Raw genomic sequence first — 18,123 nt, forward strand, 5'->3', positions numbered from 1 at the left:
TGGGATCAAGTTTTAGTTAATTATATTAATTTAACCGCTTCAAAATGGCGGGCGAAGAACTCACCTAATTGAAAATGTGTCTTGCAATTTGTTTTCTCTTTAATGTTGGCAATAGTTTTATTCACCGTAATTTCAGCAATATTATTAATGTGAGCGATTTGACTGATAGTATTGCCTGAGTGCAGTTCTTTTAGGATACTGATTTCACGTTTCGTTAAAGGTTTGGTGCATTCCGGTAAATCAAATTTCTTTAAATCAAAATCAGGTGTGATTAGTTTAAAATCTTCTTCATTAAATGAAAAACCTTGCGCGTCTTTATTTAAGGTGAATTCTATTTCATAGGCTCTATTCAAGTGTTTGTTAGACTTCATTGTATCTTTAAAATAAAGTATAAATAATTTTAAGAAATCTAATTGGCTTAAATAAACCTGATTAATTGCCGTGCCTGGCTTATTAGTAGCGAAATGAAAAAATTGATAAACATGTTCTTCTTTTTCTATTATAGAAAAAGTATGTAATACCCCAAATTGACCCGCTTCAACATGCATTTTTTCACTTAAACCATAGCGAGTAATGCCATCCCACAATACATACGGACCTAAGTATGTTGAATTCGCGGTATGTATATCAACATTGTAATAATGTTGCTGTAAATAATGTTCAATAAGCGCTGAATTATTACTGATGGCGGAAAATTTACTCCCAATAACTTTAACATGCGCAAAGTAAGTAATGCCCAACACCTCTAATGGTCTACAAATGACCTGAATATCTTCTACAAAATTCAATGTAGGGTGCAGCTGAATTTTTCTATTATGATTCATAAGCCAACAGTTTCTTGGATAATGCAAGTTTAAATTAAAATAATATGATTCATTATTATCATCACTTCATTCTACCCAGTTCAGGAGTGAGGTGCCTGTGAATTCATCTTGTTTCTTTTCTGAAGAAAGGTTTATAATCATAATCCTCCAGCGTTTTGCCTAATTCATTTGTTGGATTTGCTGCATTATAACAGATTTTAATAGGTGTCGGGGGCATGCGTTATGAAGCCATTTGTTATCCATTAAGCCACATCCGTCTGGATTAACGTCCCCGTTACATCGTATTTTTGCAAAAAATGTATTGCATTTGTCGAGGATTTATTAAACTTTTATCCCCCTAATCATCGTAATCCTCAAGCTACGAGCGCCTATGTTTTCATCTTAAAAATATATAGCTTTCTATAATAATTCAAATTTGATATTTAAATTATAATGGACAAGATCATAAAGTTTGAACACCGTATGCCAAATATCTGGTGGGTGTCTTTTCAGTTTGAGCTGCAATGCCTAAGTTGTTATAAATTGTTGAGGTTTTTTAATGAAAATTGAGATTAAAAAAGAAGATGTATCTTTTATTAATATCATCATCGATGATAAAGGCAATGGTTTATCCCATTATCGATTTGCAACATTTCATATGCGTGATGGTTCACATCATCAAGTGGAGATCAATGAGTTATTTTATAAGCATTTTTTTAATAATGAAACAAATAAAAGAGAAATTATATTACTTGACTTATTAGACTCATATGGTGAATTACTTAACGAAAAAACCTTTAAAAAGATTAAGAGTATAGCTCCTCTTTTAATCTCTACAGATCTTGAAGCTAATTGGCTCCAACATTTCAACAAGAAAGAAGCTTTTTTCAAATCCATTATTACTGAAAAAAGAATAAAAGAAGTTAAAATTGGATCTCCATTTTCATCTAGCCCCTCAATATATAATGTTACCCTTGTTCTTGATGATAACACTGAAATATGGGTTGAAAAGAGTAAAACAGCAAAAGAAATTACTCAAGAATACACAGAATTTTTGAATTGCAAACAGCTATTGCAGAGTTGGAAGTATTTATCCCCTTTAGATGAAGAAAGATTTTTATTTCCTAAGTTTAACGAGCTATCTAAGAAAATAGACTTTATTCACTTTAATAGAGGAAGTAGTAAATCTAATAGTCGATTTATTTTTCATCTAGAAAATAAAACCTGTTTTTTACCTGTACAAAATGAAATAAAAAACGTAATAGTTCATTTAAAAAATAACGAAGAATTCGCTTTTTCATTTTTTAACGCGCAGAAAATAGCAAGATTAGGTTTGTATTTTGATAAGGAATCTCTAAATGATCCTGAGGTAGTCAATTATTTGTCAGTTGAAATTAAAGAAAAGCGGCAAGCCGATCTCGTTCTTGCTAATCAGAGAAAACTTTTCTGGAATGAAAAAAAGTTAGAATTTTTGTGCAAATTTCTTGATTTGTTTCCGATCACTAAATTAGCAGACCATAGTATAACTGATCCTAACGCTGTCAATATAGTCGATGAAAAAAACCAGGTTTGGCAGGTCAATCCAGTTAACGATACGGGTCTAGTACAATTAGTTTATGATACTATTATGAAAAAAATAGAAGGATATGGTGATAGTCAGCGTGACACGCTAACTTTAATAGAAGATATAAATCAACGTTTGCCCAAGACTCGTCAACGGAATGATTTGGAAAATGATTTGTTACGTTTACTTCAAAAGGGATTAGCTTCAAGCATCGAAAGCACCCCAACTTTCAAACAGCTTTCTTTAAAAAGAGGAATTACTCTTTTTACACAGCATGACGGTGCAGTTACACCATCGACTGGTATCGAGCAAAGTTATGGTTGTAACTAAATGCAGAGTTATGCTCGTCTCTGTTGTATGGAGTTAGTAGGCGTATTCTGTTGAAAGTTCCGGAAGAACAAAATAACAAATTACCTCAAAAGTAGCCGTTTGTTTTTTTTAAGGACCTCTTGATGCACTAGCTTTAAACATATTCATGCAATCGCTCTCTATAGAATGGGTTTCTGGCTTTGTTGGTACGATGGAGGGATGTCCTATGGCTCAATGAGAGCACGTGCCCGTTGCTGACGTATGGCGAAAGCAACGAGCTCAATATAAAGAGTAACCTGAATGACTTCATGCAGAAATTTGAAAAATTTAGGAAATATTACCCGGCCCTGCTGTTAAACGCTTAGCTTGCGCTGATAAAGCCTGAATAAATTCTGTTACGGTATGTACAGGATAGCCAATAATGTCATTGGCTTTACCGGCTTTTACAAAAGCGCGGATACCCTTCCCTAATTCACCCTGGCGCAGAACGTTTAAATGTTCCATCAGGTCTTTAGTTTCTTCAGGATCGACAAGTGCCAGCTTCATTGCCTGTACCGCTTTTTCTTTTTGTAATAAACTTTTCTGAAACAGTCCAGCAAACCCGGACTGGTACTGGCGTGTATCTTTTGTTCTTTCTTCCAGATACCCGGCAAGGAGCTGATTCAACTCCTTGATTGAAGAAGATGCTTTGAACTCTGTGAGGCTCTCATACCCAAGATGTGTTGTCAGATGATTTAAATAGGTATTACGGACAGGGGGTTCTTCTTCACTTTCCGGTAAAAAATTAGCTTCCGGCGTATCGGCACGAATTGCCTGAAATCCCGCCGCCGCCATTAGATCGTATACCCCTTTTTTATCATCTAGCATAAGCACTTCATTAGGGGCCAACTCACGAAAATCGGGAGGGGTTTCTAATGCTTCAATGCCTAAACGTTTTAATTCATCCGTTAATTTAAGCTTCAACCCCAATTGGCCCATGGCTTCAATGGCCATGAGCAGCTTATTGTCCCCGCCGCCGTGTAGATTTCTTGCGTTCAGCCAGTTTAATGTATTCATTCTCAGCCTGGTGTTGCCAAGCTTGAGCTCAAAAGTAGAGTTAGCGGGGACTTTTACCTGAATCTTATATTCATTATCTGTTCTTGGTACAGGTATCGACAAATTAATTGTGCCCTTTGAATCGATTTCACCCTGGATAAGAGCCTGAAATAATAAATCATTTGCCAGTTTCTTTTTCTGATCCTCGGAAATAAGCAGGTCAGCTGGATAATCAATTTGGATTTCGATTTGGGTAATGGCTGGAGAATCTCCTTGCAGCATTGCGCGCAGGGTGCTGGAATTACCGCTCCCCAGTGATGGATAGGCACATGTGTTGATAGCGCCGACAGCTGCCTTAATTGCTGCAACTCCGGGGCAAAAATTAACCTCAGATCCGCCTGTAGAAACAATACCCCAAGGATAATAGCGTGTGACTTCTTTCAGAAAGGGAATCATGATATCCGGATTAAATAACTGGTTATTTCTATCGATGAGGCTGGAATCTCGATCAAATAAAAATAATTTTATTTTGCTTTTTGGCATGGGTCTGAACTCAATAATTGTTTACACTATTATACAATACCCTGCAATGATTGCTCAACATTTGGCCAAATAATAATACTGAAATTATTATCCGGAACCACATCAACTGTCCAGATATCCCTAAAATGAGGCGATTTATCTTGAGTAGCTTGAACGATTAGACCGGATCGATTTCAGGAAATGAGTTTTTGCTTGAAATGCTCAATAATTTCTCAGAAAATGGAAATCCGAAGATTCTTGTAAAATCTTTATTTAGTTTGACGAGTAATATCGCCGGCACTTTTTCTAACTATAAAACCTCAACGGAATTTAATAAATTACAGAGTATTATGAAAGAAATTGAATCGTTGACCAGGAAGGCAGCACGTGTACTGGCTGAAAATCCAAAATTATTTAATGAAAATCTACTGAGTGAGACAGCCATTCTCCAAGTAAAAGATGAAATTGAAAGGTTAGAATGTCTAAAAAAATTATGCAAACTTCAGGATGAACAGATAGTAGAGTTGCTCTTGGAACAGCATTTACGCAATGTACCAATCGGGAATCCTTATCCTCCACATCTAAGTTTACAGAATGCTCTAAAATGTCCTAAAAAGTTATCTGAAGTCCTTAAATGGCAAACACAGTTTCTTTGGGCTAACCATAAAAAAACTGCAAGAAGGGAAGATGATCGTCATCCCGAAAACTTCAGTTTGAAAGGTGGCCTTGATAGTGACATGCTCACTTACAGTCCCTCTTTTTTTTCCAATAGAATTACTTTTTTGCCAGCATCCCTGAGAGAGAATAGGGAACAGTCAGGTACATTAAACCTTGGCTGCGGATAACGCTAACTTACACGTTATGCCAGAATAATATCAGAAATAAGAAAAGGCGCGAAAGCTAATACTAATGTAATATCCTGGGCAAAAGCCGAGTCTACTGCATCTTTGTTTTTATCTGTAATTAGCATACTTGAGATAGAGATGGGGGTCTTGCTGAAAAAAAGGAACGTGTAGATCCCCCCTCAAGGTGCCATTTATGCACCTGGTTTAACACCCATTTGCTTCCTGCCTTTTCAGAACGAATTTTAAACATAGATGTAGCAGTAGCCCAACGATGCGCTATGCTCCATATACTTGATCATCGGTCAGAAAGAGATGCATTAATTGCTGCTACAGCTTTAGTACATGGGTTTGTGGTTGTGGCAAGAAATGTTAAAGATTTTAAAGATTTTGGAGTGGAGCTGCTCAACCCTTGGGAGTACACAAATTCCGAAGATACGAAAAAGGGTGGCGATACATAAAAGAGCGCATAATGGTTTTGGAGACGGGCTGCGGGTGACCTGCGTTGGGCAGTTCGTGAATACGCACATCCGGGCGATGATTAACTTCTATAATGACTCCACCGGTTTTCACTATCGGTTGGTTGATATCCTCACATTCCACATCGATTCCTGTCAGCTGCAAATTAAGCTGCTCGGCAACCTGAATCATCAGTTGGCGATTTTCCCGGCCTATGTCTTTGCCCAGGGATTCATAGCTTCCGCCTCGGGTGCCGTTGGACGTGTAAGCTAAAACGACCCGCTCATGCTTTGAAGGAATATAATCCAGACTGATACCCAGCTCCTTAAGTCGAATCATGCATTCCTCGTCCGCAGTGATTGGACCCAGATCAGGATTTTCCAGGGCCTGCCGTTCGATGTTTGCAGCATCAATTAACTCCTTGAGAGTATGATTGCCATTGCCAATAACATGGGCCGGATGGCATAAAACGACACCGATGACTTCTTTATTGAAAACCAGCACTCGATAGGATTTCAAATTCCGGTGAAATTCTTCAATCAAGAGATGATGGTGGAGAGAAAATATGCGAGTGAGATGACGATTTAATTCCTCAGGCGATTGGATATTACAAAGAACATCCATGCCCAGCGAGCCAGTAAGCGGTTTGACGACCAGTGGAAAATTTAAATCGGCGATTCGCTCACTGAGCAGATTATTTTCAAAATCCTCAAGATTTAGATAAGCGGCTTTAGGAACTGGAAAGCCGGCACTTTCCAGTAAAGTGTTGGTATAAAATTTATTGATGGCGATTCTTGCGCTGCAGCTATTGTTGAAAGGGGATTCATTGTAGGAAAAATGATAGTGCCGCGTACCCAACACGATCTCGAAACCATCAATTTCCTCTCTCAATATTACAGGCAACCTTAATGCCTTTGCGCTTAAATAGAAACGCTCCGTATTCGGATGAATGATACTTACCTTTAAAGAAATATATATAAATCATCATAATTAGAAGACTTGTCTATTTCAAGCGCCAATTAGAGGGAGGATTACCCCTCCATAAATAACCGATCATCTTCACCATGTCGGCCTTTAGGCTTTGGGAGTAATTTTTCTAAACGAGACCACATTTCGTCATCAATGACCATTCGTGGCATTCCCTCTCCCCAACCCTCTCCCGCGAATCGCATCATCATACTGTCAAAGTTTCTATCGCGGGAGAGGGGGGCAGTTCAAAGCGAAATTGAAAATCTGTGCTCAATTCAAGATCAAATCTTGTTTAAAAAAACTTCAGGGACGTTGCCTGGTTATAGGGTGTGTTTTTTCTGCACCTCTAATTGCTTTTGAGAACCTGCTATCTGTTTAACCAGCTCATCAATCACCTCATTAAAACGGCAGGCGATCTGTGCCATGCATTCGGGGGTTAAAGGGCCGTTGATTGACAATTGATAGTCTCCCTCGGCATTTCTCGAAAAGTAAATCCATAAATTCTGATTGCCGATGGGGCGGTTGAGCCCTCCAAAATAACTGGGATAGCTGTAATGCAAATCGGCAAATTGGGTGTCTGCCACTTCCTTGCCAAAGACACTGGCCGTCATATTGATAAGCACTTTCAGACCATCCGGTTTTTGCAAAGGCAGCTGCCATTTAAATAATTTTTTAAGTTTTAATTTAAGCCGGCTGCTTTTCTTTAATAAAATGCTCTGGCTTAAATAATCCAGATAGTAGGGTACAATTTTTTCATTGATTACCTCTTTAAATGACTTGCCAAGACGCCATTTATTCCACCAAAAAATAAGCTGCTTGCTTATTGAGAAGTTAGAGCCATTAATCCCTGTATTTTTAATAAAATACGAACACCTCTGGAAAGGGGCAGTTTTTAAAAGCTCATTTTCAACCGACTTGATGCGATCAATAAATGAAATATTATCCTCATGACTTAAGTTAATTCGTTTATATTCTGAAAATAAACCCACAGTGGATTTGTATTGACTGCCTTCACGACCAGTATGAATGAGGATAATGGGAATTTTTTGCTGCTGGCTCATTTGATGAAATACCATCTGACAAATTGCAATAAGCCCCGAACTGATATTCAGATTATTCGCTGCATGCCATTCAATGATTGAACTTATCCCTGGATTGATTGTGTAGTGATGCATGTGCCGAGGCCGATAGACTGCGGCGTCTGGCAAGTGATGATGAGCGCCGAAATACAGGTAATGGCAATCCTGATTGTATTCCTGCCAAAACGAAATTTTATTATCTAAATCCTTCTGATATTGAGAATTATTATTTTTAACATAATCTAAAAAGGATTTTTTCTCAGGTTTTGGAACCAGCGATTTTCCCTGGAAAAGCGCCTCATAACAAGCTCTGAATTCAGCAAATACAATATCGCAGGATGCATCATCAACGATGATATGCGGTAGTACCAGATGAAGCTCATGTAAGTCATTATTCAGTTTATAAAGATAGGCTCGAATCAATGGGGGATGATCAAGCTCAATAAGGCGCATGGTGTTGTTGTAAAATTCCTGGCTGAGCAGATTGGACTCATTGTTTAAAGATATATCTTTATAAATCAATCTGAACTCGCCTCGTTTTTTCAGAGTCTGAGTGGGAATTGATTGATTGAACTGAAGCCAGAATGCCGCATGCTGATTAATAACAAAATCCAGAGCACGGTTGACATAATCTTTATTCAACCTGCCGTGAAGCTGCAACTGCATTGAGGTGTTATAGCCATAATTCAGTGTATTCATTGACCAGAAACTAAACTGGAAATCGCATAAAGGGACTTCCTCTCTGAGCCATTGCCTATTCTCAGCAGGCGAATCACTCTGTTCATAAATAAGCTGCAATTCCTGAGAGATATTTTCGGCAATTTTTTCAATACTGGGATCATTGATGAAATATTCAATCGGGATACTCAGGTTTGGGCATTGCAATTTATCATGAATACGATTGCGAATTTCAATGGACATCAGCGAGTCAACCCCAAGTGAGAACAGGGCGCTCTGAGCCCGAATTTGTCCGGCGTTATCCAGCGCTAACACATCGGCCGTGATTTCACATAATACACGACTCAGAAGACCAGTGCGCTCGGCATGGCTTCTCTGACGCAAGGCATTAAAAAAGTATTGAACGGGCGCTTTGTTTTTAGCAAAATCCGATAGCTCGACTTGCCTTGCCGAATGTTTTAAATAAATGTCCCAATGCACACGGCAAACGGCTATTTGGGCTAAATCGGCATTTAGCAAGCAATCCAGAACATTCAGATTTTCTTTTTCCAGCGGGATAAAGCCAAATTGCTGCAGGCCGGGAGTAAGCTTCGCTGTCATACCCTTTGCATTAAAGGGACCCCAGTTGATGGACAGTGCCGGCAATCCCTGCTGTTTGCGAAAATGAGCCAGGCCATCTAAGAAACCATTGGCAGCGACATAGTTTGCCTGCCCGCGGGCGCCTAGTAAGGAAGCAGTGGAAGAAAACAATATAAACCATTTCAAGGGCAGCGATTGGCTGAGCTGATGCAGGATCAAAGCACTGTCCATTTTAGAACTCAATACCGTTTGTAGATCCTCATCGCTCAAATTGATAATTAAACCATCTCGTACTATCCCCGCAAGATGAAATACCGCAGTCAATGGCGGGTATTTTTGCTGAATTTTATGAAATAATGCTTCCATTTGCTGGTAATTGCTGGCATCTGCCTGATAGTGCCTGATAGTAACCTGTTTGAGGCGGGCCGTTTCAATTAAATTCTCTGTCGCGGGCGGGCAGGGGCTTCTGCTGGTTATAATAATATGTTTGGCGCCTCTTTCGATGAGATAGTCTATCAGATCGGCTGCCAGTGCCCCGGTGCCGCCAGTAATCAGGCAACTGCTTTGATTGTCGAATAGCTGTTCTTTCTGTTCAATGTGACTGCCTAATTCTTTTCTTTTAATTCGGGGCACATACACGCCTTCTCGCAGCGTAAACTGATTTTCCTCGCCAGGATTCAGCAGATAAGGTAAAACCGACAATAGATCGCTCTTGTCATCCAAATCCACTGTAAAATTGCGGCTGAAATCCCATTCATTTCTAAAGCTTCGCCAGAAGGCGTTCGCCATACTGTGATAGGGATTTACTTGTTCGCCATCGTGAATAGCATGTGCGTTTTCAGTCAGCAGGACGAAGCTTTGCGGGCGGGATTTAAAGAGCTGCTGGCAGCAATGGACAAGCTCATAAAACTGACCTTGCTCATATAAGAAAATGATATTCTTATCTGCAGGATTCATAAGCTGACTGATGTTGGAAAACAATCGGTATTTAATATCGCCCAGAAGTTGTACTGCTTTTTGTGGATCACTGGCAATCACTAAATACTCTGGCAATTCTTGAGCAGGGCGTATCGGAGGCAATTGCTGCCACTGAGTTTCATAAAGATTTTGCAGCGTTACTTCGTATAAATTCAAATCATTTCGTGAAACAGGCTTTAATACAAGTTCTTCTATGCGGGCAATCAGCAAACCGGAATGATCATACAATTTGATATTAACAATGGGGTCTTTTCCTGCAGTGTCGCTTTGTCTGACAAAATGCGCCCAAATATGTTTCGGCGCTTCCTGAAAACTGGTCATCCGTGCAAATGAGCAGGGAAGATAATTTCCTTCGCTAATTAAGAAAAATTTCGCCGATTGCATGATGCCATCCAGCAATGCAGGATGATAATAATAGCCAGAATTGCTCCTGTCAAAGCGGATCTCTGCAAGCAGGCCGTCTGAGTTAATGTACACTGCCTGCAATACCTGAAAGAGCTTGCCGCAATTTAGCGATTGCTGTTTAAATTTTTCATAAATCTGTTCGGGCTGGTAAGATTGAGTGTATTGGGATTTCAGATGCTCAATATCAATTTGCTCAGGAGTTTCCGACTCACTGGAATGCAGGCTCATTGTGGAAAATAACTGCCACTCCTCATTTTGCTTTGAGAAGTGTCTGATTTCAAAGGAATTGTCGTCAGTTGGTTTCACCTGCAATTGCAAATCAAGAGCCTCGCCAATAGCCAGATAAGAGGCCATATTAAACTGCTCGATACACAGAGCGGACTCTTTGAAGATTAATTTAGCCGCTGACAAGCCGCATTCGATACTGGCCGCAGCGGGAAAAATGGCTTTGCCAAATAATTGATATTGCTCGAGAAAATCAGAAAATTCTGCGTTGGTTTTCTGATTAAAGAGAAATTCATTATCAGGAAGTGTCAGCATTTGCCCTAGAAGCGGGTGAATTTGGTCCACATTCAATGCGCGGTCATTTTTTTTGTCCGCCCAGTATTCAGCGCGTTCAAAATAATAGTGAGGCAATTTAACCTTAATGAAATCACCGCCTTGCTCATGATAAAAAGAAGCCCAATCGATGGTTTTACCTTGAAGATAATTGAGTAACAGGCTTTTCAACAAGGCCGTTGTATCTTCCAAATGCTCGGTCTGATTTTTCCAGGAGTATAGCAGTTGTCCATCACTAATCTTTTGAGCGGCCTCAACAGGATCTTTGGCAAGCAAAACCAGCCGATAGGCATAATGATCACGGCAAGTTGCCGCTGTGAAGCAGATATCTCCGAATTGAGCTGAGGTGGTTTTCAGAAACCGCTGATAGCGCTCAGCCAACTTCTCAAGCGCAGTGGGAGATTTTGCCGACAAAATCAAAGCGTATGACTGAGAACTTTTTGGAGCGCGTACAAGAGCTTTGTCCGGGAATTCCTGAAGAATTACATGGGCATTGGTGCCGCTAAAGCCAAATGAATTAACACCTGCATACCTTAAATGATCGGGGCTTATCCACTCCAGTGTCTGCAAAGCAATATCAGGATTTCTACCTTTGATGTTCGGGTTTAAATGCTTAAAATTCAGATGCTTATAAATTTTTTTGTTTTGCAGGCCAATGACGGTTTTAATCATGCCGGCAACGCCTGATGCCGCTTCGAGATGGCCGATGTTTGTCTTGACACTGCCAAGATACAGGGAAGAACCCCTGCGTTCCTGGCCATACACGTTATGAATGGCATGCACTTCAATGGGATCACCCAGAGGAGTTCCTGTACCATGCGCCTCAATATAACTAATGTCCTCGCTGCTCAGACCTGTTTGTTTCAGGGCTTTTAACATCACGGCTTCCTGGCTTTTGCCATTAGGCACAGTTAAACCAGCTGCCTTCCCATCGTTATTGACTGCCGACGCTTTAATCACCGCCAAGATAGCGTCTTTATCGCGGATCGCATCTGCCAAGCGTTTGAGAAAGAGGACGCCGCAACCCTCGCCGCGGGCATAGCCATCGGCCTCGGCATCAAAAGTCTTGCATTGGCCATCTGGCGATAATGCATTGGCCCTGCATAAGGTGACATTGGATTCGGGCATTAATAATACATTGACGCCGCCTGCCAGGGCATAGTCGATTTCACCGTTTTTCAGGCTGGTACAGGCATAATGAATAGCCACCAGCGCAGAGGAACAGGAGGTATCGATACTTAAGGATGGGCCTTTGAAGTCAAAAATATAGGCAACCCGTCCTGGAATCAGGTTTAATACATTTCCTGTAATCGAAAACGTGCTGAGCTCTTCATTTGAAAAACCGGATTTTTCAAGACTTGCGTAGTATTCATTAGGTCCTACTCCCGCAAAGACTCCGGTTAAACTGCCGCGTAAGGATTCTGGGGGATAATTGGCATGTTCCAGTGCTTTATAACTGCATTCCAGAAAAAGACGCTGCTGGGGATCCATTAATTTGGCTTCACGCGGGCTAATTCCAAAAAAACTGGCATCAAAGCCTTTAATATTATCGATTAATCCCATTTTACTGACATAGGATTTACCGGGTGCATTCCGATTCGGATCATAGTATTTTCGATTATCCCAGCGCTCAACAGGAATATCCTGGATGCCGCTTAAGCCTTGCTCGAGCAGGGCTTCGAAGGCATCAAGGTCCGCGGCTTTGGGAAAAGAGCAGCTCATGCCAATAATAGCGATATCATCCTCTTGCGGTTTCACCTCAGGTTGAGTCAAATGATCAATCGTTTGAGCGCCCAGCTCGCTATGGATGTACTGAGCCAGTTTGCTGATTGATGGATAATCAAAACCGATGGTCGCCGCAAGTTTCAGCGAAGGCTCCAGCTTTTTCCTTAACAAGCTTGCCAGTTCGGTCATCATCAAGGAGTCAAAGCCGATTTCAAAAAAACCTTCGTCCTCATCAAGAGGTTCCTGTGCCGAAATTTCCAAAATTTCTCGGCAGACTTCTGTGACCAGGGCTTTACAGCTTTGCAGGCGTTTATCCTCACTGCATTGAACATAGTGTTGCAGCCAGGACGAGTAGATGGGTTCGCCTGCTGATGAGGGTTCTTTTTCATCCGCTGCCTGTTCAAGTGATTCCGCTAAAGCCTGATAGAATAATGGGCGGGGTTTATGCACAAAATCGAGCATGAATTGCAGGTATTTGGGCGAGATCACTGTAAGCTGTTTTACTCCGCTATGGAGCAGAGTTCTGATAAATTCCTGTCCTTGGGCATTGCTGATTAAAGACTCTTTTAATCCCTGATCTCGAGCCCGTTTGATTGACATCCCGGCCTCCCCCCAGGGGCCCCATTGAATGGCGGTACCGGGCAATCCCAACTGCCGCCGATAGCTCATTAAGGCATCCAGAAAACTGTTGGTAGCGCTGTAAACCGATTCTTTATTGCTGCCGAAAACGGAGGAGATAGAGGAGTATCCGATAAAAAAATCCAGCTGGATGTTCTGACTTAGCTCATGCAGATTCCAGCTGCCTTCTACTTTAGCGGAAAATAAATAATCGACATCGGCATGCTGGTGTTCAAGTACTGAGGCTTTTACCGCGGCCCCGGCGGCATGAATAATTCCTTTTAACAGGCCATCTTTATTGAGCTCAATAAGCAATTGCTTGAGTTTTTCGCTGTCGGTGATGTCCAGACTGATTGTTTTAATACGGGCGTCGGGATAATTCAACTGAATTGTCTTAAGTCTTTCTTCAATCCCTGGTTTTTCAGGATTTCTACCCAGCAAGATTAATTCCCTGGCGCCGCTTGCCAACAGCGCCTGAGCGCTTATGAGACCCAAGCCTCCCAGCCCGCCGCTAATCAGATAGCGAGCCTTTGGATTCAGAGGGGTTTTTTCATCAGTTAAGGGTATTTTCTTTAGCCGGCTTATCAGACGCTTTCCCTGACGATAGGCAACGATATGTTCATAGGAGCCGCCGTGATTATAATGAATTTCATCTACTATCCGGGGGATATTCAGTTCATCGAAATCGATAAGAATGCTCTCAAATTGCGGTAATTCCAGGGTGAGGGTTTTGCAAAAGCCAGCAAGAGAGCTGTTACCCAAATTGGGAGTGCCTGCAAATTCTGCAATGCCATTATGACTGAGCACAATTAATTTTAAGTCAACATGCTTTGCGTCAAGTTCTTTGACTAAATTCAGGAGCTGTTTAAGGTTGTTTTTCTGGAATTCTAATAGCGTATCTATGTCATCCATTGGGACCGACCGCAGGCTTGCAGCGAAAATAACCCCATCCAGGTTTTTCAGAGAGTAATTTTCTTCAGGTTTAATGATACTTAAGTCCTGGTTTTTAAAACCGGCGGCTAATTCAGAGGCTCCTATCAAAAGCCAGCGTTTGCGGTCCCGACCGGTATTCTGTGTATTAAGGGCCTGGGTCTGCCATTGCAGTTGAAAACACCAGTCATCAGGAATTGCTGTGTCTGTTGACGTGCTCTTATTCTCAAACCAGTATTCCTGCCGATCAAACTCATAAAGCGGTAAATTGACCTTTTCAAATCGAAGGTTCAGTGATTGGTAATACGCTTGCCAGTCGAAGGTTGAGCCTTCCTGCCAAGCCGTTTGCAGTTCATCCAGGCTGAGCGGTTGAGAGTAAATTCTTTCCTCTTTTTTAAGCGGATAAATCAGGTAAAGACCTTTTCTGATAAGGCTTGCCGCTTGTGCAGCTGTACTTGCGCGAAGAATTGTTCTGAATAGATAGTGACCGCGGCAAGTGGCTGCCGTGTAACAAATATCCGCAAACTCATCTCCAGTATCCGATAAATATTGCTCATAGCGAGCAATCAGTAATTCCAGCGACTTCTGGCTTTTAGCGGATAAAATCAAGAGAAATTCCTGGGAAAACGCTCTTTTTTCAACAGCGCGTTCCGGCGCTTGCTCAATCACTGCGTGTGCATTCGCGCCGCTAAACCCAAAAGAGCTGACACCTGCCCGTTTTAAATCCGACGTGTCAGGCCAATGGATAGTTTCTAATGGAATAACGGTATTCTTAAGTTCAATTTCAGGGTTAAGCTTCTTAAAGTTTAAATGCTTAAACAGACGTTCATTTTGTAAACTCAAGACGGTTTTAATGACTCCAGCCACACCGGATGCACTTTCGCTATGACCTATATTGGTTTTAACCGAACTCACATACAGCGGATGCGCCTGACTGTGTGAAGAGGAAAAGACTCTTGTCAGGGTATTCATTTCAATGGGATCAGCCAGGGGGGTGCCGGTTCCATGGGCTTCAATGTAATCAATCGCTTCTGGATTAAGTTTTGCCTTGGCCAGCGCACGACGAATAACCTCTTCCTGAGCAATGCCATTGGGAACCGTAAATCCGCTACTTTTACCGCTGCTGTTAATGGCAGTGCCCTTAATCACCGCCAGAATAGTATCCTTGTCCTTCAGCGCTGCTTGTAAGGGTTTTAAAATTATCACCCCACAGCCTTCACTTCGCGCATAGCCATCGGCATCCTCGCTAAAGGTTTTACAGCGGCTATCAGGAGACAGCATTTTAGCTTTGGACAAGGTAATATTAGAGTTAGGGGTTAATATGACGTTAACACCTCCTGCAATCGCCATGCTGCAGTCGCCCGCCTGTAAGCTAAGACAGGCATTATGGATAGCAGTCATTGAAGAAGAGCAGGCGGTATCAACCACTTGAACCGGACCATGTAAATCAAAGGCATAAGCGACTCGGCCAGCCAGTGCATTCAAGACATTGCCTGTTGCGAAATAGATGTTTAAATCTTCGAGCTCAAGGCCAGAATTTTCCATAATTCGCGGGTATTCATTGGTGCCAATCCCTACGAATACTCCAGTTTTGCTGTTTTTGATTAGGTCAGGAGAGAGATTGGCATGTTCCAGTGCATGGTAGCTGCATTCCATAAAAATACGCAATTGCGGCGACATGAACTTGGCTTCGCGAGGGCTGATATTAAAAAAATTGGCATCAAACTGTTTAATATTATCGAGTAAGCCAAGCTGCTTAACGTAGAGTTTCCCCGGGGTCTCAATATTTGGATCGTAAAATTTGTCATTATCCCAGCGATCTAATGGAATGAAATCCATCCCGCTTATACCCTGCTCGAGAAGGCTAAGAAATTCACTCAGATTGGGCGCTTTGGGGAAACGGCAACTCATGCCAATAATGGCAATCGGTTCATCTTTTGCCGATAGTTGGGGGGCAATCGCTTCAACCGCATGCGGTTCATGGTAAAAATGTTTTTTGTCGAAGCAATACAACGGAAGATTAACCTTATTATAAGCAATATCTTCTGAGGTTTTAATATTATGGCCGGCCATAAATTGCTGATAAATGGCTTTCGGCGTATCAAGAATCAGCCGGTCCTTTTTGACAGTCACTTTTTCTATCGGACAGTGGGTTGATTCAATCGCCTGGACGAGTTCCTGTTTATCCTTCGCCAAAATAGCGCAGCGAAATTTATAATGATTGCGGCAGTTTATTAAAGTCAGGCAAATATCGTGTAAATTGTCGCTGCTGTTTTTCAGATAGTCAGGGTATTGCCTGAGCATCTGTAGTAATGAATTTTCGCTGTTGGCGGAAATAACAAAGCATTCCTGTTCTTGCTCATCTGTTACCTGCTTTGGCTGTTCTGGTGCTTCTTCGATTAAAAGGCTGACATTGGTGCCGCTGAAGCCGAAATTGGTCACCTGGGCGATTCGTTTCTTATGAGTCTGCTTCTTATATGAAACGGCGGTTATTGGAAACAGCGCTGGAATGATTTCGGGATGGATTGATTTATTTGGATTTGAAAAATGCAGGTTGGGAGGAATATTTTCATGTTTTAAGGCAGAGATCACTTTAATCAGCGAAGCAAGTCCTGAACAGGAAATGGTATGGCCAAGATTGCTTTTTAGTGCGCCTATAATTAATGGCTTAGTCTCTGAATGATGACCTTGATGGATTGTTTCGATTGCCTTGAATTCTACAGTATCTCCCGCGACGGTTCCGGTTCCATGCGTTTCAATATAATCAATGTCTTCTGGAGTTATTGCCGCATCCGCGAGAATATTCCTATGTATGGCGATTTGCGCCTCTACATTGGGAGAAACCATGCTGATGCCGCCGCCATCCTGATTCATCACCAGACTTTTTATCACGGCCTGAATGGTATCCCCGTCTTTTATCGCATCGCTTAGCCGTTTTACAATCACCACTGCAGCGCCCTCGCTGCGTACATAACCATCGGCCTGACTATCAAAACTGCTGCACTGACCGCGTGCGGAGAGCATATTGGCCCGTGAGACGCCAATAAAATTTTCCGGACAAAGATTAAGATGGACTCCTCCGACAATCGCCAGCTGACATTGTCCTGTTCGCAGAGCATTAGCCGCGAGATACAAGGCGGACAATGAAGAGGAGCAAGCGGTATCCACGGCCATCGCCTGTCCTTTCAGATTCAGATAATGGCAGAGTCTTCCCACGCTGGCACTTGCGGCCACGCCTACCGGGGTATATTCATTGAACTCGATTTGATCTTTAATGTTTAGCTGATTGTATTCATGGGTGGAGAGCCCGCAATACACCGCGGTATCAGAACCCGCGAGCGTATCAGTGCTGATGTTGGCATGATTTAAGGCGCGAATGGCCACCTCTAAAAAAAGACGGTGCTGCGGATCCATTTGTTTCGCCTCAACCGGCGATATTTTAAAAAAATCGGCATCGAAAAGATAGGGATCTTCTAAAAACCCGCCTTTACGACTGACAATTTTATTAGTTTTATCTCGGCAGGCATCATAATAAGCGTTAATATTCCAGCGATTTGGCGGAACCTCTTTTATTGGCGTTTGGGCTTTCATCAACATGGCATGGAAGGCTTCACAATCCTCAATATCCGCATTCATGCCTGGAAACAGGCAATTCATCCCGATAATTGCAAGCGGTTCGCTGAAATTAGAGTTTGATTTCACACTTTTATCCATTTTTACCACTGATTCATGCTCCGAAACGCTAAACAACCGCTATAATCGCAAAGAGATGCGATAAACAAAAGTATTCATAATAGGAAAAACTGGTGATAAATACTATTAAATCAGAGTTCTTCTTTAGGGCTTTATTAAGACTGGTTATGAAATAACACAAGTCGAAGCTGATTTTTATAGTAAGTATTTTACACTTATAGCAGATAGCGCCAGACTTAGGCGGACTCACTGTCATTAAGTTAAGGAAACTTGTCATTCCAGCCTTCGCGCAGAGGCAGTGTTAGGTGGATAAAGATAGGTGTATAAAGAACGTCTTTGCGAGCATTAGCGAAGCAAACCAGATCCTGGCTTTGTTC

At 41.8% G+C, this 18,123-nt stretch carries 6 protein-coding genes; 2 read left to right on the forward strand and 4 right to left on the reverse strand.

The annotated features are described in order from the left end of the window. Nucleotides 1–20: 20 nt before the first annotated feature. Nucleotides 21–824: a helix-turn-helix transcriptional regulator gene (locus DYH61_RS03700; RefSeq protein WP_058508587.1), complete on the reverse strand. Its 804-nt coding sequence runs from the start codon at nucleotides 822–824 to the stop codon at nucleotides 21–23. A 538-nt stretch (nucleotides 825–1,362) separates the two neighbouring features. Between DYH61_RS03700 and DYH61_RS03705 the strand changes: the two genes are divergently transcribed. Further along, the gene (locus DYH61_RS03705) at nucleotides 1,363–2,697 is read left to right on the forward strand and encodes a hypothetical protein (RefSeq protein WP_058508588.1); all 1,335 of its coding nucleotides are present in this window, start codon (nucleotides 1,363–1,365) and stop codon (nucleotides 2,695–2,697) included. A gap of 306 nt (nucleotides 2,698–3,003) precedes the next feature. On the opposite strand, the gene DYH61_RS03710 is transcribed toward DYH61_RS03705, so the two are convergent. Then, nucleotides 3,004–4,254 (reverse strand): hypothetical protein, encoded by a 1,251-nt coding sequence (locus DYH61_RS03710; RefSeq protein WP_058508589.1) that lies wholly within the window; start codon nucleotides 4,252–4,254, stop codon nucleotides 3,004–3,006. A gap of 188 nt (nucleotides 4,255–4,442) precedes the next feature. Between DYH61_RS03710 and DYH61_RS03715 the strand changes: the two genes are divergently transcribed. Next, a complete protein-coding gene (locus tag DYH61_RS03715; RefSeq protein WP_058508590.1) occupies nucleotides 4,443–5,078 on the forward strand; it encodes a hypothetical protein in 636 nt (211 codons plus the stop codon). 402 nt (nucleotides 5,079–5,480) lie between these two features. On the opposite strand, the gene DYH61_RS03725 is transcribed toward DYH61_RS03715, so the two are convergent. Next, nucleotides 5,481–6,437 (reverse strand): UDP-N-acetylmuramyl peptide synthase, encoded by a 957-nt coding sequence (locus DYH61_RS03725; RefSeq protein ID WP_065236179.1) that lies wholly within the window; start codon nucleotides 6,435–6,437, stop codon nucleotides 5,481–5,483. Between the two features lie 386 nt (nucleotides 6,438–6,823). Further along, entirely contained in the window at nucleotides 6,824–17,776 is a 10,953-nt protein-coding gene (locus DYH61_RS03730; protein ID WP_407927361.1) for an SDR family NAD(P)-dependent oxidoreductase, read from the reverse strand. Nucleotides 17,777–18,123: the final 347 nt, after the last annotated feature.

The organism is Legionella quinlivanii (assembly GCF_900461555.1).
In the GTDB taxonomy this organism is placed as follows: domain Bacteria; phylum Pseudomonadota; class Gammaproteobacteria; order Legionellales; family Legionellaceae; genus Legionella_C; species Legionella_C quinlivanii.